The 21201-nt window shown below is 56.7% G+C and carries 18 protein-coding genes; 7 read left to right on the plus strand and 11 right to left on the minus strand.

Annotation, left to right across the window (positions count from 1 at the left end; all coding sequences use genetic code 11):
* Positions 1-72 precede the first annotated feature (72 nt).
* Positions 73-393: a (2Fe-2S)-binding protein gene (locus tag DMY87_RS11210; RefSeq protein ID WP_110791371.1), complete on the plus strand. Its 321-nt coding sequence runs from the start codon at positions 73-75 to the stop codon at positions 391-393.
* Between the two features lie 225 nt (positions 394-618).
* Positions 619-1104, plus strand: a complete 486-nt coding sequence (gene bfr, locus DMY87_RS11215) for a bacterioferritin (protein WP_110791372.1) — start codon at positions 619-621, stop codon at positions 1102-1104.
* Positions 1105-1257: 153 nt separating this feature from the next.
* Here the strand turns inward: bfr and acs are convergent, their stop codons facing one another.
* Entirely contained in the window at positions 1258-3210 is a 1953-nt protein-coding gene (gene acs / locus DMY87_RS11220; protein WP_110791373.1) for an acetate--CoA ligase, read from the minus strand.
* Between the two features lie 232 nt (positions 3211-3442).
* Between acs and DMY87_RS11225 the strand changes: the two genes are divergently transcribed.
* Positions 3443-4150: a DUF1013 domain-containing protein gene (locus tag DMY87_RS11225; RefSeq protein ID WP_110791374.1), complete on the plus strand. Its 708-nt coding sequence runs from the start codon at positions 3443-3445 to the stop codon at positions 4148-4150.
* Between the two features lie 90 nt (positions 4151-4240).
* On the opposite strand, the gene DMY87_RS11230 is transcribed toward DMY87_RS11225, so the two are convergent.
* Both DMY87_RS11230 and DMY87_RS11235 read right to left on the minus strand, forming a co-directional pair.
* Positions 4241-6175, minus strand: coding sequence for a propionyl-CoA synthetase (locus DMY87_RS11230; protein WP_110791375.1), 1935 nt, complete (start codon positions 6173-6175; stop codon positions 4241-4243).
* Between the two features lie 112 nt (positions 6176-6287).
* Entirely contained in the window at positions 6288-6947 is a 660-nt protein-coding gene (locus tag DMY87_RS11235) for a YggS family pyridoxal phosphate-dependent enzyme (RefSeq protein ID WP_110791376.1), read from the minus strand.
* 189 nt (positions 6948-7136) lie between these two features.
* On the opposite strand from DMY87_RS11235, the gene leuS reads away from it, so the two are divergent.
* The 3 genes from leuS to holA are packed head-to-tail and all read left to right on the plus strand — an operon-like array spanning position 7137 to position 11318.
* Complete coding sequence (leuS, locus tag DMY87_RS11240; RefSeq protein WP_110791476.1) at positions 7137-9758, plus strand: leucine--tRNA ligase; 2622 nt, start codon at positions 7137-7139, stop codon at positions 9756-9758.
* A 16-nt stretch (positions 9759-9774) separates the two neighbouring features.
* Positions 9775-10263, plus strand: a complete 489-nt coding sequence (locus DMY87_RS11245) for a hypothetical protein (RefSeq protein WP_165826205.1) — start codon at positions 9775-9777, stop codon at positions 10261-10263.
* A gap of 8 nt (positions 10264-10271) precedes the next feature.
* Entirely contained in the window at positions 10272-11318 is a 1047-nt protein-coding gene (gene holA / locus DMY87_RS11250; RefSeq protein ID WP_110791378.1) for a DNA polymerase III subunit delta, read from the plus strand.
* On the opposite strand, the gene DMY87_RS11255 is transcribed toward holA, so the two are convergent.
* From DMY87_RS11255 to hemE, 8 genes are all read right to left on the minus strand, one after another.
* Positions 11315-12202: a ParB/RepB/Spo0J family partition protein gene (locus DMY87_RS11255; protein WP_110791379.1), complete on the minus strand. Its 888-nt coding sequence runs from the start codon at positions 12200-12202 to the stop codon at positions 11315-11317. The genes holA and DMY87_RS11255 overlap by 4 nt on opposite strands.
* Before the next feature lie 18 nt (positions 12203-12220).
* Positions 12221-13015, minus strand: a complete 795-nt coding sequence (locus DMY87_RS11260; RefSeq protein ID WP_110791380.1) for a ParA family protein — start codon at positions 13013-13015, stop codon at positions 12221-12223.
* Positions 13016-13030: 15 nt separating this feature from the next.
* A complete protein-coding gene (gene rsmG / locus DMY87_RS11265) occupies positions 13031-13657 on the minus strand; it encodes a 16S rRNA (guanine(527)-N(7))-methyltransferase RsmG (protein WP_110791381.1) in 627 nt (208 codons plus the stop codon).
* Positions 13654-15522 carry a tRNA uridine-5-carboxymethylaminomethyl(34) synthesis enzyme MnmG gene (gene mnmG, locus DMY87_RS11270; protein WP_110791382.1) on the minus strand — a complete coding sequence of 623 codons (1869 nt, stop codon included), beginning with the start codon at positions 15520-15522 and terminating at the stop codon, positions 13654-13656. The genes rsmG and mnmG overlap by 4 nt, the downstream gene beginning before the upstream one ends.
* A 30-nt stretch (positions 15523-15552) precedes the next feature.
* Positions 15553-16884: a tRNA uridine-5-carboxymethylaminomethyl(34) synthesis GTPase MnmE gene (gene mnmE / locus DMY87_RS11275; protein ID WP_110791383.1), complete on the minus strand. Its 1332-nt coding sequence runs from the start codon at positions 16882-16884 to the stop codon at positions 15553-15555.
* A gap of 58 nt (positions 16885-16942) precedes the next feature.
* Positions 16943-18208: a transcription termination factor Rho gene (rho, locus tag DMY87_RS11280; protein WP_110791477.1), complete on the minus strand. Its 1266-nt coding sequence runs from the start codon at positions 18206-18208 to the stop codon at positions 16943-16945.
* A gap of 194 nt (positions 18209-18402) precedes the next feature.
* The gene (gene hemJ / locus DMY87_RS11285) at positions 18403-18984 is read right to left on the minus strand and encodes a protoporphyrinogen oxidase HemJ (RefSeq protein ID WP_110791384.1); all 582 of its coding nucleotides are present in this window, start codon (positions 18982-18984) and stop codon (positions 18403-18405) included.
* Complete coding sequence (gene hemE, locus DMY87_RS11290; protein WP_110791385.1) at positions 18944-19975, minus strand: uroporphyrinogen decarboxylase; 1032 nt, start codon at positions 19973-19975, stop codon at positions 18944-18946. The genes hemJ and hemE overlap by 41 nt, the downstream gene beginning before the upstream one ends.
* A 403-nt stretch (positions 19976-20378) precedes the next feature.
* Between hemE and DMY87_RS11295 the strand changes: the two genes are divergently transcribed.
* A complete protein-coding gene (locus DMY87_RS11295) occupies positions 20379-21200 on the plus strand; it encodes a pyruvate, water dikinase regulatory protein (protein WP_110791478.1) in 822 nt (273 codons plus the stop codon).
* Position 21201: the final 1 nt, after the last annotated feature.

Below are 21201 nucleotides of genomic sequence, written 5' to 3' on the forward strand. Positions count from 1 at the left end.
TTTTCTTGACAAAGAGCATTAGGTTTACCAGAAAGGAGAGAGTAAGTGTCATGTTTGACGGTCTCCGATCCCATGCTGGTCTGCAGCTGCAATTACATAACCGACAAGGACATCAAGGCAGTCATCAATGAACTGCTGGATGAAGACTGTTGGCAGTTGATCGTTCCAGGCAAGGTCTATCACGCCATGGGTAAACGTGGCCGCTGCTGCGGCTGTTTCCCAAATGTCGTCGACCTGATCATCAAGACCACCGCTGAATATCACGCTGCGCGCAAGACCGAGGAAATCAAGGTCGTCAATTTCATGGAGCGCCTGAAGCAATTCCATGAAGAGCAGAAGGCAGCTCTCGCGGAGCGTCGCCAGACCATGCTTGCGGCCCGCCGCGCGGGCTGAGTTCACTCCCCGCTATCTTTTCCTATATTAGTCACATTGGCGTTTCATGAGTGATTGCCCTGTTGTGAATCGCAGAAGCTGAAACCTGGCATCCTGTCCGTCACCATTCTGCGAAGCGATCTGCGGCGCCGTCGCCAAAATTAGAATCCTTCTAAAAGAGGTCTCGACAGATTGGGCTGCCGACGCTAGTGTTCCCCAATTCCAATCACGTAAAGGACGATAAAGATGAAGGGTGATCCAAAGGTCATTGAGCAGCTCAACGAAGCGCTGTTTCTCGAACTCGGCGCTGTCAATCAGTACTGGCTGCACTACCGCCTGCTCAACGATTGGGGCTATACGAAGCTCGCCAAGAAAGAGCGCGCCGAATCGATCGAGGAAATGCAGCACGCCGACAAGATCATCGACCGCATTATCTTCCTCGAGGGTCACCCCAATCTGCAGACAGTCGCGCCGTTGCGCATCGGCCAGAACGTCAAGGAAGTGCTGGAAGCCGATCTTGCAGGCGAATATGACGCCCGCACCGCCTACAAGGCCTCGCGCGACATCTGTCACGCTGCAGGCGATTATGTTTCGATGAAGCTTTTTGAAACGCTGCTCATGGACGAAGAGGGCCACATCGACTTCCTGGAGACCCAATTGGATCTTCTCGGAAAAATTGGTGAACAGAAATACGGCCTTCTGAACGCTGAATCCGCAGATTCGGCCGAGTAAGGCAACTCGGCGACGACATTCTCAATCGTTTATGCCGATCGATCAACGCATGAATTCAAAAGCCCGAAGGTTGCAATCAACCTTCGGGCTTTTTAGTGCGCAGATGCTAATAAAATCCGGCGTCCATAAAACGCCGGATCATGTCATCGCCAATCAGGCGCTGCGGTTCTGTCGGTTCGCAATCAGGTCATCGACGACAGCCGGATCAGCAAGCGTCGACGTATCGCCGAGAGCTCCAAAATCATCCTCGGCAATCTTTCGCAGAATGCGTCGCATGATCTTGCCAGATCGGGTCTTCGGAAGTCCCGGCGCAAACTGGATCTTGTCCGGGCTTGCGATCGGCCCGATCTCGGACCGCACATGCTTGACCAAGTCGGCCCGCAGAGCCTCGTTGCCCTCATGACCAGACATCAATGTCACATAGCAATAGATGCCTTGGCCCTTGATGCTGTGCGGGTAGCCCACAACTGCAGCTTCCGAGACCAGATGGTGCGAAACCAAGGCTGATTCGACCTCGGCGGTGCCAAGTCTGTGCCCGGATACGTTCAGCACATCATCAACGCGCCCCGTGATCCAATAGTACCCATCCTCATCCCGCCGGCAGCCGTCACCAGTGAAGTACTTGCCCTTGTAGGTCGAAAAGTAGGTCTGAACGAAGCGCTCATGATCCCCATACACCGAGCGTGCCTGGCCCGGCCAGCTGTCCGTGATGCAGAGATTGCCGTCGGTCGCACCTTCCAGCACCTTGCCTTCGTTATCGACCAGTTCAGGTTTGACGCCGAAGAAGGGACGGGTCGCAGAGCCGGGTTTCAGCGGAGTCGCGCCGGGCAGGGGGGTGATCATGATCCCGCCGGTTTCTGTCTGCCACCAGGTATCAACCACGGGCGACTTCTGTTCGCCGACGACGTTGTAATACCACTCCCAGGCTTCCGGATTGATCGGCTCACCGACAGAGCCGAGCAGACGGAGCGATGAGCGGTCGGAACGCTTCACGAAATCGTCACCGGCACCCATCAGCGAACGGATCGCCGTCGGCGCCGTGTAGAAGATATTCACCTTGTGCTTCTCGATGACCTCCCAGAACCGGCCCTGGTCGGGGAAGGTGGGAATGCCTTCGAACATCAGCGTGGTGGCGCAGTTCGAGAGTGGGCCGTAGACGATGTAGGAATGGCCTGTCACCCAGCCCACATCGGCGGTGCACCAGTAGATGTCCCCGTCGTGGTAGTCGAAGACATATTCGTGCGTCATCGAGGCATAAACGAGATAACCGCCGGTCGTATGCATTACGCCCTTTGGCTTGCCCGTAGAGCCGGACGTGTAAAGGATGAACAGCGGGTCCTCCGCCTTCATCTTGACCGGCGGGCATTCGGCCTTGACCGTATGCATCTCCTGGTGATGCCAGATGTCGCGGCCAGGAGCCCAGCCGATCTTGCCGCCGGTGCGGCGCACGACGAGAACCTTATTGACGATGACATACTGCTTCGCAGCGATGTCGATGGCGATATCGGTATTTTCCTTAAGAGGTACCGGCTTGCCACCACGCACGCCCTCGTCACATGTGATCACGAAGGTGGATTCACAGTCGACGATACGGCCGGCCAGAGCTTCAGGCGAGAAGCCGCCGAAAACCACTGAATGAACGGCCCCGATGCGCGCGCAAGCGAGCATGGCATAGGCAGCTTCCGGGATCATCGGCATGTAGATGGTAACGCGATCGCCCTTCTTCACACCGTGCTTCTTCAAGACATTCGCCATCCGGCAAACATGCTCGTAAAGCTCGTTATAGGTGATCTTCTTGTCGATATACGGGTTGTCACCTTCCCAGATGATCGCCACACGTTCGCCATGCGTCTTCAGGTGACGGTCGATGCAGTTGTAGGAGACGTTCGTCAGGCCGTCTTCGAACCACTTGATCGGCACCTTTCCCTTGAACGAGGTGTTTTTCACCTTGGTATAGGGCTTGAACCAATCGATGCGCTTGCCGTGCTTGCCCCAGAACTTTTCCGGGTTCTCGATGCTTTCCTCGTACCACTTCAGGTACTTGTCCTCATCGATCAGTGCTTGCGCCTTCGCCGATTTCAGCACCGGATAGGTTTTGGCTGACATGAATTCCTCCCATGTTGACGGGCCACTCCAAATGACCAGGACCGTCCTCCCCGGCCTATCGCGGCTATTCATATCAGGAGAAATTCAGCCAGCAATTAGACAAAGGTCATTCGTGTCTTGGAGAATTGCAATTTCGTTACATTATCGCTATAAGGACGCCGAATTCCCGGAAATAGTGGTTTAAACCCACGGCCCGCGACAACCGGCGCGGACGTTCAGAAGGATTGTATCCATGGCCCAGACACTGCTCATGCCGAAGGCGACCGCCGTTTGGCTCGTCGACAACACCGCGCTGTCATTCGACCAGATTGCGCAGTTCTGCAAACTGCACCCGCTCGAAGTCAAGGCGATCGCGGACGGCGAAGCAGCGCAGGGCATCAAGGGTCTCGATCCGATCGCCACCGGCCAGCTGTCGCGCGACGAGATCGTCAAGGCCGAGAAGGACCCGAACCACAAACTGAAGCTCTCCGAGCCGAAGGTCCGGGTTCCCGACTCCAAGCGCCGCGGCCCCCGCTACACCCCGGTCTCCAAGCGCCAGGATCGTCCCAACGCCATTCTCTGGCTGGTGCGCAACCATCCGGAACTGAAGGACGCCCAGATTTCGCGCCTCGTCGGCACGACCAAGTCGACGATCGAACAGATCCGCGAGCGCACGCACTGGAACTCGACCAACCTGGCGCCGATGGACCCCGTCACCCTCGGCCTTTGCAGCCAGATCGACCTCGACCTGGAAGTGGAAAAGGCATCAAAGGGTCGTCCGCTTCCGACCGCTGCCGAACTCGGCGCCACGCTTCAATCGACCAGCGAAACCGAAAATCTCCCCTTCGGCTATGGCCGCGAGGAAGAGAAGGAAAAGGAAATCGACGCCAACGCCGTTTTCGCCAAGCTGCAGTCGCTCAAGTCCGACCGTCGCAACGACGACGAAGACGACCAGTACTAAGCTTTCAAACGAGCGCGACATCAGGACCCCGGCACCATCTGGTGACCGGGGTTTTCTTTTGGGCAAAGCTCACCTGCAAAAAGAACGCCGTCAGCCGACGGCAACCTTGCCGGCCGACGGCACTTGCCCATGCGCTTGCAGAACCGCTGTGATTTCGTCGAGAATGGCGGGATCATCAATCGTCGCCGGCATCTTCCAAGGCAAACCATCAGCGATTTTCTGCATGGTTCCCCGTAGGATCTTACCGGATCGAGTTTTCGGCAGCCGATCGACCATCAGCACCATCTTGAAAGCGGCAACAGGACCGATCTCATCGCGTACGAGCTGAACAACTTCCTTCGCAATGACGGCATGGTCGCGGTGGACGTTCTTCTTCAACACCAGGAAGCCGCAGGGGATCTGGCCCTTCAACTCGTCGGCAATGCCAATCACGGCACATTCGGCGACATCAGGATGCATGGCACAGACTTCCTCCATGCCACCGGTCGAAAGACGGTGTCCCGCGCAATTGATGATATCGTCCGTGCGCGCCATGACAAACACATAGCCATCCTCGTCAATGATCCCCGCGTCCGCTGTTTTGTAGTAACCGGGAAACTCCTCAAGACACGATGACCGAAAACGATCCTCGGCGTTCCAGAAGGAGACGAGGCAGCCGGGGGGGAGGGGAAGTTTGGCAACGATGTTCCCCAGCGTTCCATGGGGCACTGGATGGCCGGCGTCATCCAGAACATCGAGCGCATAACCCGGCATCGGCTTCGCAGGTGAGCCGTGTTTGACGGGAAGCAGACCGAGGCCGGCGGGATTGGCTGCGATCGCCCATCCGGTTTCCGTCTGCCACCAATGGTCGATGACCGGGATCTTGAGCTTGGCTTCCGCCCATTTCAGTGTCTCCGGATCAGCACGCTCGCCGGCCAGGAAGAGCGCACGCAGGCCTGAAAGATCGTAGCGCGTCATGTGTTCGCCATCAGGATCGTCGCGCCGGATGGCTCGGAAAGCCGTCGGCGCGGTGAACAGCACCTTGACGTCATGATCATTGACGACGCGCCAGAAAGTCCCCGCGTCCGGCGTCCCCACAGGCTTTCCCTCGAAGATCACCGTCGCATTGCCGGCAAGCAGGGGACCATAGACGATATAGGAATGGCCGACCACCCAGCCGATGTCGGACGCAGCCCAAAACACCTCGCCCGGTTTCACGCCATAGATATTGCGCATGGTCCAGTTGAGCGCGACCATATGACCGCCCGTGTCGCGCACGACACCCTTCGGCTGTCCCGTGGTTCCCGATGTGTAGAGAATGTAGAGCGGATCGGTTGACGCCACCGGCACGCAGTCGACTTTTGTGCCCGTCAGTTTTTCCTGCTCGATCGCCTGGGCGAGATCAACATCGCCATGCTCGTAGCGCAGCGGCGCGTGATATTGGTCCCGTTGCAACACCAGACAATAGTCCGGCTTGGCCTTCGCCATATCGATCGCCTGGTCGAGAAGCGGCTTGTAGGGAACGATACGGCCAGGTTCCAGGCCACAACTCGCCCCAATCACCACCTTGGCACCCGAATCATCGATCCGGGTGGCAAGTTCATGCGCGGCAAAACCGCCAAAAACGACGGAATGCACAGCGCCGATACGGGCGCAGGCCAGCATGGCGAAAACCGCTTCCGGAATCATCGGCATGTAGATGATCACTCGATCACCCTTGCTGACCCCATGGTTGCGAAGGACCCCAGCAAGCGCCGAGACCTCGGTCAAGACCGCATCATAGCTGTAACGTGCGGTCTGGCCGGTCATCGGACTATCGTAGATGACTGCCGTCTCGGCGCCCCGCCCCGCCACAACATGGCGGTCAATACAGTTGTAGCAGGTATTCGTCTCCCCCCCGACGAACCACCGGCCATAGGCGCCAATGCTGCCGTCGAAGGTTGTCGTTGGCGGGGTGAACCAGTGAATGTCCTGCGCAGCACCTGCCCAAAATGCGTCCGGATCCGCTTCCCAGGCTGAATAGGTGTCCTGATAACTGTCTTGCATGGCAACCCTCCCGAGGTATCCCAGGCCGTTCGGCCTTTATCGGAATATTAGGATTGCCGGCACGGCGAGGGAAGCCAGACCAAAGCGCTATGCCGAAGGTCTAACCTGCAGGTCAGCGGCTGCCGAATATGGCAGACCCGACACGAACACTGGTGGCACCGAACCCGATGGCTGTTTCGAAATCTCCAGACATGCCCATCGACAACTTGGCCACACCGTTTTCGTCAGCCAGCTTTGCGAGCAGGGCGAAATGCGGGCCGGGATTCTCTTCGACAGGTGGAATACACATCAGCCCTTCTACCTGCAGGCCCAGTTCCGCGCGACACAGTGTCACGAAGCTCGCCACATCATCAGGCGCAATGCCTGCCTTTTGCGGCTCCATGCCGGTGTTGACCTGGACATAGACGCGCAGCGCGCACCGTTGCACCGCCATTTCAGCGGCCAGCGCACGGGCAATCTTTTCGCGGTCCACACTTTCGATGACATCAAACAGCGCAACTGCGTCTGCAGCCTTGTTCGACTGCAGCGGACCAATGAGATGGAGTTCGATATCTGGCGCTTTTGCCTTCAGCGACGGCCACTTGCCTTGCGCCTCCTGGACCCGGTTTTCACCAAAGACCCTTTGTCCCGCATCGATCGCCGGCTGAATGTCTGGCGCATCAAAGGTCTTTGAGACAGCAACAAGCGTAATCGAATCCGGCTCACGACCCGCTTCGCGAGCTGCTATGGCGATCTTTGAGCGAACCTCGCCCAGTCTCTCTTCAACAGACATGACTAATCCTCGTCATCATTCCCGCGAATAGGTGTCTCGGGCATCTGCATAATGGGTTAAGGGTCTCTGTGCCGCCTGACAAGACACTGCGATCGAGGATCAGGGAAGCACCTCAAAAACTTGACGCTTGGCCGGTTTCATGATGAAGGTCAGCCCTCCTTTTTGACGCTATTTCCGGAACTGCAAACCATGGCCACCGAACGTTATAACCCGCGCGACGCCGAGCCCCGTTGGCAAGCCAAATGGGCCGAGGAGAAGGTCTTCGAGACTGACAACGCGGACCCGCGCGAGAAGTATTACGTGCTTGAGATGTTCCCCTATCCGTCGGGACGCATCCACATGGGCCATGTGCGCAATTACGCGATGGGTGATGTCGTGGCCCGCTACAAGCGCGCGCGCGGCTATAACGTCCTCCATCCGATGGGTTGGGATGCCTTCGGCATGCCCGCCGAAAACGCTGCAATGAAGAACAAGGTTCATCCGAAGGCCTGGACCTATGAAAACATCGCCACCATGCGCGGCCAGCTGAAATCCATGGGTCTGTCGCTCGATTGGTCTCGCGAGTTCGCAACCTGCGACGTCGACTACTACCATCGCCAGCAGCACCTCTTTCTCGACTTTATGGAAAAGGGACTGGTCTACCGCAAGAATTCCAAGGTCAACTGGGATCCCGAAGATATGACCGTGCTCGCCAACGAGCAGGTCATCGATGGCCGTGGCTGGCGTTCTGGCGCGCTGGTGGAGCAACGCGAACTGACCCAGTGGTTCTTCAAGATCACTGACTTCAGCCAGGATCTGCTTGACGCACTCGATGAACTCGACCAGTGGCCGGAAAAGGTCCGGCTGATGCAGAAGAACTGGATCGGTCGTTCCGAAGGCATGCTGGTCCGTTGGGAAGTGGCCTCCGGCAGTGCCGAGAAGGAAGTCACGGTTTACACAACCCGTCCAGACACCCTGTTCGGTGCATCCTTCCTCGCGATCGCAGCCGACCATCCCATGGCCCGCGAAGTCTCGGCGAGCAATCCCGACGTCGATGCCTTCTGCCAGGAATGCCGGCATGCTGGCACCTCCCTCGCCGCGCTGGAAACCGCGGAGAAGAAGGGGATCGACACCGGCATCCGCGTCAAGCATCCGCTGGACCCCAGCTGGGAACTTCCGGTCTATGTCGCCAATTTCGTTCTCATGGAATACGGCACCGGTGCGATCTTCGGTTGCCCGTCCGGCGACCAGCGCGACCTTGATTTTGCGCGCAAGTATGATCTGCCCGTCGTTCCCGTAGTGATGCCGAAAGACGACGACGCAGCCACCTTCGCGGTTGGAGACACCGCCTTCACCGACGACGGCGTGATGATCAACTCTCGCTTCCTGGATGGCCTGTCGACCGCAGAAGCCTTCGAGAAAGTCGCGAACCGTCTGTCGAACCAGACCCTGGGTAACGCCCCCCAGGGTGAGCGCAAGGTGAACTTCCGCCTGCGCGACTGGGGTATTTCACGCCAGCGTTATTGGGGCTGCCCGATCCCGGTCATTCACTGCGAGGATTGTGGTGTCGTGCCCGTCCCGAAGGCGGATCTTCCCGTTCGTCTGCCCGATGACGTTACCTTCGACAAGCCGGGCAACCCGCTCGACCGCCACCCGACCTGGCGCCATGTGGCCTGCCCATGCTGCGGCAAGGATGCCCGTCGCGAGACGGATACGATGGACACATTTGTCGACTCCAGCTGGTACTACGCCCGCTTTACAGCGCCTTGGGAAGACAATCCGACGGATGTCGCGGCTGCAAACAAGTGGCTGCCGGTCGACCAGTATATCGGCGGCATCGAACATGCGATCCTGCATCTGCTCTACTCGCGTTTCTTCACGCGTGCGATGCGCGAGACTGGCCACGTCGACATCAAGGAACCCTTCAAGGGTCTGTTTACCCAGGGCATGGTCGTGCACGAAACCTACAGCATCGGCGATGGCCTGACGCGCGAATGGGTGGCTCCGGCCGATCTGCGCATCGAGGAGGCGGATGGAGCCCGGAGAGCTTACCTCCTGTCGAGCGGTCAGGAGGCCCGCATCGGCTCGATCGAGAAAATGTCGAAGTCTAAAAAGAATGTCGTCGATCCCGACGATATCATTTCATCCTATGGCGCCGACACGGCCCGCTTCTTCGTCCTTTCCGATTCGCCGCCCGATCGCGATGTGATCTGGTCCGAGGCCGGCGTCGAGGGTGCTCATCGCTTTGTTCAGCGGGTTTGGCGGCTGATCTCCGAAGCCGCTTCGGAATTGCGGAACGTTTCGCCGAATCCGGCTAAGGAAGGTCCAGCGTTGGAGGTCTCTCAGGCCGCCCACAAGACTTTGAAGGCAGTTCAGGCAGATCTGGACAAGCTTGCCTTCAACAAGGCAATTGCCCGGATTTACGAACTGGTCAACACGCTGGCATCTCCCTTGACCCAGGTTGCTTCCGGAACGGCCGATACGACACAGAAAGCAGCGCTTCGTAACGCTGCTGAGATTCTCGTGCACCTTATTGCACCGATGACGCCGCATCTCGCCGAAGAATGCTGGACCGTCCTGGGCAATAAAGGCCTTGTGGCACAGACTCCATGGCCGAGCTATGATGAAGCACTGGTCGCAGAGAACGAGGTCACGCTTCCTGTGCAGATCAATGGCAAGAAGCGCGCGGAATTGACAATCAACCGAGACGCGGATCAAACTGCGGTCAGCGAAGCCGTGTTGGCACTCGACGCGGTGCGTAACGCATTGAACGGTCAAGCGCCGAAAAAGATCATCGTCGTTCCGGGAAGGATCGTGAATATTGTTCTCTGAATCTCGGAAATCAAAAATGCTTCGTCGAACGGTTTTGGTTATGGCAGCCATGCTTTTGGCTGGATGTCAGGCTCGTCCTCTTTATCAGGACACTGACGGTCATACACGAGCTTCCCTGGCGGCAATTGCCTACTCGCCGGCGAACTCCCGAGTCGGCCTGGAGACGCGGAACCGTCTGATTTTCCTCACGACAGGCGGCGCTGAGTCTTCCACGCCCCAGTATCGTGTCGACCTCGATGTCACCGCTTCTGTTGAGGGTGTTCTACTCGACCGGGCGGCCGACACGGCCAACGCAGGCCGTGCGGTTGCAATCGGCACCTACACCCTTACGCGGATCTCGGATGACACAGTGCTGAAGTCAGGGCGCCGACAGGCCGTTGCCCTGTTCGACTATCCGCGCCAGGAGTTCGCCAAACTTCGTTCGGTCCGCGATGCAGAGACAAGGGCCGCTCGCGAACTCGCTGAAGTGATCTATGCGGATCTGACGATGACCTTGGGCCGCTAACGGCGGCCATGGTCGAGATCAAATCCCACGAAGTCGACGGCTTTCTGCAGAAGCAAGCGAAGCACTACCGCGTCTTCATCGTGTATGGACCGGACAAGGGCCTCGTTGCCGAACGGGCATCGGCCATAGCTGCGCTGACCGGCGTCGATCAATCCGATGGATTTGCTTTGATCCGCTTGGATGTGGGCGACATACAGAGTGACCCCGGTCGTCTTCTTGATGAAGTGAACTCCTTTGGTCTCTTTGGGGGAGAAAAACTGATCTGGGTCCGCGGAGCTGCCAATGAAAAGCCGCTGGTGGAAGCACTTCAGCTCCTGGGCGCTGATCCGCCGCAGGGCAGCTACGTTATCGTAGAGGCAGGTGACTTGAAGAAGGGCGCAGCTCTTCGGAAAGTTGGAGAGACAAACAGATCCATTGCCTCGATTGCCTGCTATCAGGATGACTCTCGCGCGTTGAACGCGCTTGTGGACCAGGAGCTTGCGTTCGCCAACTTGCGTATTACGCCGGCTGCGCGTGAGTTGTTGCTCAATTCGATCGGAGGCGATCGTATAGCGTCACGCAACGAGATTCGTAAGTTGGTTCTCTATTGCCTGCATCAAGATCTGATCGATGAGCAGCACGTTCTGGACATCGTAGGAGACGCCAGTGCGACCTCAACGGACGAGGTCGTTGACGCCGTTCTGAACGGCGATGTCGATGCCTTCCTCCATGCCGTTCAGAAGGTCATTGCCTCCAAAACAGCGATCTTCCTGGTACTGCAATCAACGATGAAGCAGTTTCATCTGTTGGAAACAATGCGCTTGGAAATGGACGAACGGCAGCAGCAGCCCTCTCAGGTGATGCAGTCCCTCGGACGCGGCATTCATTTTCGACGCAAACCAATAATCGAGAAAACGTTACGGACCTGGAACAGTAGCGATTTAGGAAAAGAAGCGTCGAAGCTGCAATCGACGATCCTGGTCGGGCGTCAACGCGCCTCCCTTGAGGCAGACGCTGCAGTTCAGACACTTCTCGCAACCACACTCCAGGCGGCCCGGCGCAACAGGCGCGCTTAGCGCGCCTCAAGCAGGCGGCAGATGTCTTCAAGCTGCTCCAGCGATGTGTAGTTGATCTTCAGCTGGCCACCGCCGCCCTTGTGATTGATCGACACCTGAAGCCCCAGTCGATCAGACAGACTGCGCTCAAGGGCGATCGTGTCTGAATCTTTAGGCTCACGGGGTTCCGTATGCTGCGGCGCGCCCTGCGACTTGATGTGGTTTTGAGCCAATTTTTCAGCATCACGAACGGACATGCCTTTGGCTGTAATGACTTTGGCAAGGCTGACCGGATCAGGCGTCGAGACCAAAGCACGCGCATGCCCTGCCGAAAGGCTGCCCTCGGCCAGCATATCGCGTACAGGCTCGGGCAGCTTCAACAGACGCAAACTGTTGGCCACATGACTGCGGCTCTTTCCGATGATCTCGCCCAGATCGTTCTGGGTGTATCCATGCTCCGCAATCAGCTGGTCGTAGCCCAGCGCCTCTTCAAGGGGATTAAGATCGGCGCGTTGAACATTTTCAACGATCGCGAGCTCAAGCGCTGTCCGGTCGTCAACGTCGCGGATGATGACGGGAATCTCAACCAGGCCAGCGAGCTGTGCTGCTCGCCAGCGCCGTTCACCGGCAATGATCTCATAGCGGTTGGTAGCAGCAATTGTACGCACCACAACAGGCTGGACGATGCCATGCTGCCGGATGGAACCCGCAAGATCCTGCAGCTCCGCTTCATCAAAGTAGCGACGCGGGTTCTTGGGACTCCGCGAAACGAACTCAATGGGCAACGTGCGATCAGGGCTAACACTGGTACGAGTTTCACCGCCGACAGGGATGGGCTGATCCATCTCTCCGATAAGCGCTGCCAGGCCACGCCCGAGGCGCCGCTTTGATACGTCTTCACTCATTACTCGTACCCTTTAGATTCAAGCGGCCTTTCGCAGCCGCTCACGCTGGATCACTTCAGATGCAAGCTGCAGATAAGCCTGACTGCCCGCACACTTCAGATCGTAAAGAATTGCCGGCTTCCCATACGAAGGCGCTTCTGAAACCCGAACATTGCGCGGAATGAGCGTGGTATACACCTTCTCTCCCAGATGTTCGCGAACATCGTTCACCACCTGTTGCGCCAGATTGTTGCGCGAGTCGAACATTGTGAGCACGATACCCTGGATATCCAGTGTCGGATTCACAGTCTGGCGCACCTGATTGATCGTTTCGAGCAACTGGCTCAAGCCTTCCAATGCGAAGAACTCGCATTGCAATGGGACGAGCACCGAATGCGCAGCCGCCATGGCATTCATCGTCAAAAGATTGAAAGACGGCGGGCAGTCGAGGAGCACATAGCTATAGGCTTTCGCATCATCAAGGCTGAGCGCCTTGCGCAGACGGAAGACCCTGTCCGCTTGCTGTGAGATTTCCATCTCGAAGCCGAGAAGATCCATAGTGGAAGGCACAATCGATAGATTGGGAACAGCCGTGTCGAGAACGGCTTCGGAAACAGAATGGCTTCCGATCAGAATATCATAAGAAGAAAGGACCCGGTCTCTGCGATCAATGCCCAGCCCCGTGCTGGCATTGCCCTGAGGATCAAGATCAACGATGAGGACGCGCTCCCCAATCGCCGCCAAGGCCGTCGCCAAATTGATGGCGGTCGTCGTCTTGCCTACCCCACCTTTTTGATTGGCGATGGTGATGATACGGTTTTTTGCGAAACTCATCTGGCACCCGAATTGTTAGGCCCTGCGTTCCAGCGAGGTAATCTCCAGAATGACGGAATCTGCCTCGACGTCGCTCTGGTGTATTACCAGATCGAAAGCCCAACGACCACGCGCTTTCTCAATCTCGACCTGATAATCCCGTCCTTTATGGAAGAGCATCTTCAGAGCCGAATTTTGCACGGCCCATGGATGACTGAACTCCAGCAATTGGTCGAGTTCAGCAAGCGCCCGAGCAGAAATGACGTCGGGAGCGCCAAGCTTCTTGTGTGCTTCTTCAATACGAATAGGGTGAACTGTGCCGCGGCCGGATGTCTCGATCAATGCCATACGCAAGAAGCCGCACTTCTTGTTGTTGCTCTCAACCAGGTCAACCCACCCTTCATGCACTTCTGCAAGCGTGATTGCGGTGACGACTCCAGGAAAACCTCCGCCGCTTCCCAGATCGATCCAGCGGCAAGGGGATTTGATTATGTTACGGAGTTGCAACGAGTCTTGAATGTGTCGACTCCACAGAGCTTCCGTGGTCGAAGGGGCAACAAGATTGATTTTGCCTGCCCATTTTACAAAGAGAGCTGCGAATTTGTCGAGCCTCTCCCGCGTTTCACGTGAAACATTCAATCCATCTAAGCTTGACTTATTCAAGATGCCAGCCGTTCATTTGTTCTGCGCAACAGGGTGATTAACAGCGCGACCGCAGCCGGGGTCATCCCCTCAATCCTTGCGGCCTGCGCCACGTTTAGTGGCCGCTGTCGGCTAAGCTTCAGTTTCAATTCATTCGAAAGACCTGAGAGACTCGCGTAGTCAAAATCACCCGGAATCTCCCGTGCCTCCTCCGACTGAGCACTGGCAATGTCTGCCGCCTGCCGTCCAAGATAGACGGCATAGACCGCATCAATGCGAACTGCATCCGCTATTTTCGGCTCAACGTCCTTGAGTTGAGGCCAAATTCGGCAAACATCATCCCAACAGCGCTCTGGATAGGAGAGAATTTCCGCTGCAGTGCGGCGTCGGCCGTCCTGATTGACTGGAACGCCGTGGCCAGCCATTTCGCTCGGAGACACAGTCAACGCGGCCAATCGCGCCGATAAGTCTTCAATTTTCTGCGCATAAGTTGAGAAGCGATCTCGGCGATCAGCTCCGACGCAACCAAGCTCAATACCTTTTGGAGTCAATCGCATATCTGCATTGTCGGCGCGAAGTGAAAGCCTGTACTCGGCGCGCGATGTAAACATGCGATACGGCTCCGTAACCCCACGCGCGGTCAGGTCATCGATCATGACACCGATATAGGAATCCGTGCGGCTGAAATGGATCGTCTCGCGATTGGATGCATAGCGCGCGGCATTGATGCCTGCGACCAATCCCTGAGCCCCAGCTTCCTCATACCCCGTTGTCCCGTTGATCTGGCCGGCGAGAAAGAGTCCGTCAGCACGTCTGACGGCGAGCGAGAGGTCGAGTTGAGTGGGATCTACAAAATCATACTCAATCGCGTAGCCATACTGGAGAATGCGGGCGGCCTCCAACCCTGGGATAGAGTGGATAAGCGCGTCTTGCACATCCTCAGGCAATGAGGTCGAAATGCCATTCGGATATACCGTGCTGTCATCCAACCCCTCCGGCTCAAGGAATATCTGATGCCCGTCTCGATCACCGAAACGATGGATTTTATCTTCGATCGAAGGGCAATATCGCGGACCCACACCTTCGATTTGCCCTGAATACATCGCGGAACGGTGGATGTTCTCGCGAATAATGCGGTGCGTCTCAGCCGTTGTCCGGGTCATGCCGCAACCGATCTGAGGAGCAACGATGCGATCGGTCATGAAGGAGAAGGGGACGGGCACCTCATCCGCCTCCTGCATTTCCAGGCCGTTCCATGCAATGCTATTACCATCCAGGCGCGCCGGGGTTCCAGTCTTCAAGCGGCCCAGCGAAAGACCCAGTGCTTGCAGATCCGCGCTGAGCCCAAGGCTCGGCGCATCCCCCACACGCCCTGCCGGATATTTTTTGTCGCCAATATGAATAAGGCCACGTAAGAAAGTTCCCGTAGTAAGGACAACGGCTCTTGAATGCAGAATGTCACCGGAAGCAAGGACAACACCTTTTATTTCAGTTCCGACTCGAACAAACTGCTCGACGCTCCCTTCAAGAATAGTCAGATTTTTTTGGGCACTCAGGAGGCCTTGCACTGCCTGCTTATACAGCTTGCGATCGGCTTGCGTACGCGGCCCCCAAACAGCCGGCCCCTTCTTTCGGTTCAGCATGCGAAACTGAATACCGCCGAGATCTGCAGCTCGTCCCATGACACCATCAAGGGCATCGATCTCACGCACCAGGTGGCCCTTGCCGAGGCCACCAATGGCGGGGTTGCAAGACATCATGCCGATCGTATCCAGCTTATGGGTCACGAGTACTGTTTTTGCGCCCATACGTGCCGAAGCGGCTGCGGCTTCAGTTCCCGCATGACCACCCCCCACAACGATTACGTCAAAATCCAGCGGCGCCATGGCAGGTCCTTTGGCTTTGTTTCACGTGAATCACTTACCCACACAGAATTCTGAGAAGATTTTTCCCAAAAGCGTTTCGGTATCGATTCGGCCGGTCAGTCGAGTGAGCTCATCTGACGCCAGTCGAAGATCTTCGGCACGCAATTCCAGTGGTTTTTGGACTCCGTCAATTGCCGAACGGAGATAAGCCGCTGCTGATACAATATTCTGTGCCTGTCGTAAACGGCTGGGAACCGCAAGGCTACAAACCGCAGTCCGTCGCTTTACCTCCAAGGCCAGTTCCTCGCGTAAAGCGTCCAAACCAGTTCCCTCAGTTGCCGAAACCAACAGCTTGAACTCAGATGCAGACGCTGTAGGAGAAGAAAAGGCATCATCAACCTTGGTACCAACGCGCCAGACGCATTGGTTATTGATAGGATCCGCTTCGGTTTGATCGTTTAGGTCAATAAGGTGTAAGACAAGATCAGCTTCGCTGATCAATTTCTTGGCGCGCTTAATTCCTTCTCTTTCGACCACCTCATTGGTATCACGCAAACCGGCAGTGTCGAAGAGGTGAACTTTGTATCCGTCCAGATCCAGTTCAGCGTGGATGACATCCCTGGTCGTTCCTGCAACTTCGGTGACGATTGCGACATCCCGTTGCACCAGCGCATTCAACAGGCTGGACTTTCCGGCGTTCGGACGACCAGCGAGAGCCACCGAGAAGCCATCCCGGATGATTTCGCCTGATTTGTGGCTTTGAAGCACACCCTCCATCTCATGGAGGAGCTGGGAAACGTCGGACCAAATGCGGTCCGAAATCGATCCCGGAATGTCGCCCTCATCGCTGAAATCCAGCTCGGCCTCGATCATGGCACGCGCGAAGATCAGCTTTTCCCGCCACCCTTCGTAGACCGAAGAAAATTTGCCACTGGATTGCTCGATCGCCAGGCGCCTTTGCATCTCAGTATCGGCAGCGAGGAGATCTGATAGCCCCTCAACTTCGACCAGGTCCAGTTTGCCATTCTGAAATGCCCGGCGAGAAAACTCGCCGGCTTCCGCCATTCGAAGTCCGTTGAATCCGGCTAATAAGTCTAATGTGGTAGAAACAACGGCTCGACTTCCATGAAGATGGATCTCAACACAATCCTCTCCAGTGAACGAATTGGGACCTGGAAAGACCAGGACCAGAGCCTGATCAAGAAAACTGCCGTCCGCGAGGCGAAGGTTCCGAAGCCCCGCAACACGCGGGGGAGGAAGCTCACCATCTGACAAACAGGATAGGATCTCGATCGCTTGAGACCCACTGATCCTGATGACGGCAACCCCGGAGGGCAGCCCGCCCGACGACAGCGCAAATATCGTATCCGACAAAGCCGCCAATAGACCGGTCCTCGCAGATCAACATATGCGGCTCGTAAAGAACGAGCCGCATAGTCAATCACGTGTTCATCGAGTCGAAGAAATCGCCGTTGTTCTTCGTCTGCTTCAGCTTGTCGATCAGGAATTCGATGGCATCGGTAGTGCCCATCGGCGCCAGGATACGGCGCAACACGAAAATCTTCTGGAGATCCTGGCGCGGCACCAGCAGGTCTTCCTTGCGGGTTCCAGATTTCAGGATGTCCATGGACGGGAAGATACGCTTATCCGCCACCTTCCGGTCGAGCACGATTTCCGAGTTGCCGGTTCCCTTGAACTCTTCAAAGATGACTTCGTCCATGCGGCTGCCAGTGTCGATCAGTGCCGTCGCAATGATTGTCAGCGAGCCACCTTCTTCGATGTTACGTGCAGCACCGAAGAAACGCTTGGGACGCTGCAGAGCATTCGCATCAACACCGCCGGTCAGAACCTTACCGGAAGAGGGGACAACCGTGTTGTAAGCGCGGCCCAGACGCGTGATCGAATCGAGCAGGATCACAACGTCGCGGCCATGCTCAACCAGACGCTTGGCCTTTTCGATGACCATTTCGGCGACCTGCACGTGACGTACGGCCGGTTCATCGAAGGTAGACGAGACAACTTCGCCCTTCACCGAGCGCTGCATGTCCGTTACTTCTTCCGGCCGCTCATCGATGAGAAGAACGATCAGATAACATTCCGGATGGTTCGCCGTGATGGAATGGGCAATGTTCTGCAAAAGAACCGTCTTACCCGTGCGCGGCGGCGCGACAATAAGGCCACGCTGGCCCTTGCCGAGCGGCGCGACCAAATCAATGACCCGCGCGGAAAGGTCCTTGGACGTCGGAACGTCCAGCTCCATCTTGAAGCGCTCGTTCGGATAAAGCGGCGTCAGATTGTCGAAGTGGACCTTGTGGCGGATCTTTTCAGGATCCTCGAAATTGATCGTGTTGACCTTGAGCAGGGCGAAATAGCGTTCGCCTTCCTTTGGTCCACGGATCGGGCCCTCAACCGTATCACCGGTCTTCAGCGAGAAACGCCGAATCTGTGAGGGGGAGATGTAGATATCGTCCGGCCCCGGCAGATAGTTGGCATTGGCCGAACGCAAGAACCCGAAGCCGTCCTGCAGAACTTCGACAACCCCTTCGCCGATGATCTCGACATCCTGGCTCGCCAGCATCTTCAGGATCGCAAACATCAGCTCCTGCTTGCGCATCGTGCTCGCGTTTTCGACTTCGAGCGATTCGGCAAAGGTCAGGAGATCAGTCGGAGATTTGCTCTTGAGTTCTTGTAGCTTCATTTCAGCCATGAAGAGGGACCACGTCATTCTGGAATTTTAAGGGGAGCGGCGAGCTGATTGGAATTCGGTACGAATGCGAGGGCCGCAAATGACTGAATGTTACGCAAGCCAAAAGGAGAAGTGGCGCGAAAATAGCGATTCACGCATTTGACCGCAAGCGAAAAGCCCACGGTCTTGAAAATAATGCGGCGGCTCTCAATCGCTCAGAAGGGTTTCACGATGGCAAAGATCACGATGACGATCATCAGCAATGTCGGCGCTTCGTTCATCATCCGCCAGAAGCGCGGCGTCTTGACGTATCGTCCCTCGCCAAACGAACGGGCAGATTTGGCGAAATAGCCATGCACCGCAGACAGGGCAACAGCTGCCGCCAGCTTGGCATGCAGCCATCCGCCCTGGAATTCGAAAACGGACCAGGCCAGATACAAGCCCAAAACCCAGGATACGATCATCGCGGGGTTCATGATCACGGTGACAAGTCGTCGTTCCATCACGGCAAAAGTTCGCGCCTGATCTGAATCCGGCTTACAATCGCTGTGATAAATAAAAAGCCGCGGCAGGTAGAGCATGCCCGCCATCCAGGAGATGATCGCGATGACATGGAGTGCCTTGATCCAGGGATAGGCAACATCCGGACCAGCAATCATGACCCCGAGCCCAATCAAAGCAAAGAAGCCCAACGCGCCGGCGGCACGTTTCGCAGCCGCGCGCCCGGGTCTTTCATCCGTTTGCTTTTCCCGACTCTCAGCCAAAGCTTCTGACCTGGTTGACGAGATCGGTAACATGAGCCGGATCGGCTTGCGGAGTGATGCCATGGCCGAGATTGAATATCAGCGGACCGTGGCCTAGCGCCTGAAGCACGGCGTCTATCCCCTCCCGCAGAGCAACGCCACCAGCAACCACCCGCATCGGATCGAGATTGCCCTGCACGGGGCCATCCTTCTGGAGTTCAACGGCAAAACGCAATGGGACCGACCAATCAAGGCCAATTGCATCGGCACCCGTCGCCTGCCGATAGTCTTTGAGAAGAATCCCGGCACCCTTGGCGAATGCGATGATCTTGGCCGCCGGCCGCCGCGCCTTCACGGATTGGATCATTCGACGCACAGGCACCACAGCATATTTCTGAAATTCAGCCTCCCCGAGAACGCCTGCCCAGGAATCGAAGATCTGCACGGCATCGGCACCGGCATCAATCTGGGCAACCAGATAGTCCGCAGAGACATCGGCCAGGAAGTCGAGCAGCCGTCCAAACGCCTCGGGATGACGATAGGCAAACAGCCGGGCAGGGGCCTGATCCGGTGTGCCGTGGCCTGCGATCATATAGGTCGCAACGGTCCAGGGCGCTCCACAGAAACCGAGCAGCGTCGTCTCGTTGGGTAGATCGCGACGCAAGCGACGCACAGTCTCAATCACAGGTTCCAGGTGATCTGCGACATGATCCGGCTTCAGTTGGGCAATGCCGTCCTCATCAATCGGATCCATCTGCGGTCCATGACCTTCCGTGAAACGCACATTGCGCTTCAAGGCATCCGGGATCACGAGGATATCGGAGAAGAGGATCGCTGCATCAAATCCATACCGTCGGATCGGCTGAAGCGTCACCTCTGCCGCCAGTTCGGGGTTATAACACAGATCGAGGAAACTTCCGGCCTGCAGCCGCGTTTCCCGATACTCCGGCAAATACCGGCCTGCCTGCCTCATAAGCCAGATTGGCGGTGGTGTGACCGTTTTCCCGTCGAGCACTTCGAGGACTTTGCGGTTCTGACTGCTCAAGGCACATGCCCCTTCAATAAAGAAAAGAGATATTGAATCTTCTTCTATTTCTAAGAGTCGGTGACTATCAAGGATTAAACCCGCTGCACAGGAATTCCGTCTTCCAAGCGAGTTGCTCCTTTGGAACCTCCGAGCGACCAGCCAAAGTGTGAACTATGGGGATAAGCGGGATTCCGTGAACAAAGTCAGAGGCTTCGGAAATTCCTAAGGCCCGTCCTTGTGGTGCGCAAAGTGTGCAATCGATTTTGCAACTGCGCGCTTTCACCGCTATCCACAGATCGCGTTAGAAAGACACCGGGCGATTTCGCATTGTGGATAAATCGACGGTTTTCCGCTTGTCCACGGCGGGGTGGGACCGCTACCAGTGTTTATCCCGAACTATCAACAGGCCGAGGAGAACATCGTGGAGAACCGGAAAAACTTCTTCCATCTCCACCTCATTTCTGACTCCACGGGAGAAACTCTCATATCGGCTGGCCGTGCCGCTGCCGCGCAGTTCCGCGGCTCAAATGCTATCGAACATGTCTATCCGTTGATCCGCAGCCGAAAACAGGTCAAAGCCCTGATCGAAGCGATCGACCGGGAACCCGGGATTGTTCTCTATACCATCGTCGATCACCAGCTCGCAGCACTCGTCGAGACAGGATGCCACGAACTCGGTCTTCCTTGCGTCAACGTCTTGGCCCCGATCATCGAGACGTTCCAATCATATCTTGGCGCACCGTCTCGTGGCCGCGTTGGTGCACAGCATGTGCTGAATGCCGACTACTTCGCCCGGATCGAAGCGCTGAACTTCACCATGGACCATGACGATGGTCAGGCGCAGGAAGATTATGACCAGGCTGATGTTGTAATCATCGGGATCAGTCGGACGTCCAAGACGCCGACGTCGATCTATCTTGCCAATCGCGGTATCAAGACTGCGAACCTTCCAGTCGTGCCAGGTGTGCCTCTGCCGGAGAGTCTCCTCGCCGCGACTCGACCGCTTGTCGTCGGATTGATTGCGACGACAGACCGGATTTCTCAGGTGCGCGAAAATCGTGTGCTGGGAAATACCCCGGGATACGATCGAAGCGATTACGTCGATCGGGCGTCAATTACCGAAGAGCTCAAATACGCGCGAGCATTGTGCGCGCGCAACAACTGGCCGGTCATTGATGTGACACGGCGGTCAATCGAAGAGACCGCGGCAGCCATCGTTGCCCTGCGTCCCAAGCTGCGTTAAG

Source organism: Peteryoungia wuzhouensis (assembly GCF_003205195.1).
GTDB lineage: Bacteria > Pseudomonadota > Alphaproteobacteria > Rhizobiales > Rhizobiaceae > Allorhizobium > Allorhizobium wuzhouense.

Excerpts from the sequence above, each read along its gene's own strand:
- DMY87_RS11210 (WP_110791371.1), top strand. The coding sequence starts at position 73 with ATGCTGGTCTGCAGCTGCAATTACATAACCGACAAGGACATCAAGGCA.
- bfr (WP_110791372.1), top strand. The coding sequence starts at position 619 with ATGAAGGGTGATCCAAAGGTCATTGAGCAGCTCAACGAAGCGCTGTTT.
- acs (WP_110791373.1), bottom strand. The coding sequence starts at position 3,210 with ATGTCAGCCAAAACCTATCCGGTGCTGAAATCGGCGAAGGCGCAAGCA.
- DMY87_RS11225 (WP_110791374.1), top strand. The coding sequence starts at position 3,443 with ATGGCCCAGACACTGCTCATGCCGAAGGCGACCGCCGTTTGGCTCGTC.
- DMY87_RS11230 (WP_110791375.1), bottom strand. The coding sequence starts at position 6,175 with ATGCAAGACAGTTATCAGGACACCTATTCAGCCTGGGAAGCGGATCCG.
- DMY87_RS11235 (WP_110791376.1), bottom strand. The coding sequence starts at position 6,947 with ATGTCTGTTGAAGAGAGACTGGGCGAGGTTCGCTCAAAGATCGCCATA.
- leuS (WP_110791476.1), top strand. The coding sequence starts at position 7,137 with ATGGCCACCGAACGTTATAACCCGCGCGACGCCGAGCCCCGTTGGCAA.
- DMY87_RS11245 (WP_165826205.1), top strand. The coding sequence starts at position 9,775 with ATGCTTCGTCGAACGGTTTTGGTTATGGCAGCCATGCTTTTGGCTGGA.
- holA (WP_110791378.1), top strand. The coding sequence starts at position 10,272 with ATGGTCGAGATCAAATCCCACGAAGTCGACGGCTTTCTGCAGAAGCAA.
- DMY87_RS11255 (WP_110791379.1), bottom strand. The coding sequence starts at position 12,202 with ATGAGTGAAGACGTATCAAAGCGGCGCCTCGGGCGTGGCCTGGCAGCG.
- DMY87_RS11260 (WP_110791380.1), bottom strand. The coding sequence starts at position 13,015 with ATGAGTTTCGCAAAAAACCGTATCATCACCATCGCCAATCAAAAAGGT.
- mnmG (WP_110791382.1), bottom strand. The coding sequence starts at position 15,522 with ATGGCGCCGCTGGATTTTGACGTAATCGTTGTGGGGGGTGGTCATGCG.
- rho (WP_110791477.1), bottom strand. The coding sequence starts at position 18,208 with ATGGCTGAAATGAAGCTACAAGAACTCAAGAGCAAATCTCCGACTGAT.
- hemJ (WP_110791384.1), bottom strand. The coding sequence starts at position 18,984 with ATGTTACCGATCTCGTCAACCAGGTCAGAAGCTTTGGCTGAGAGTCGG.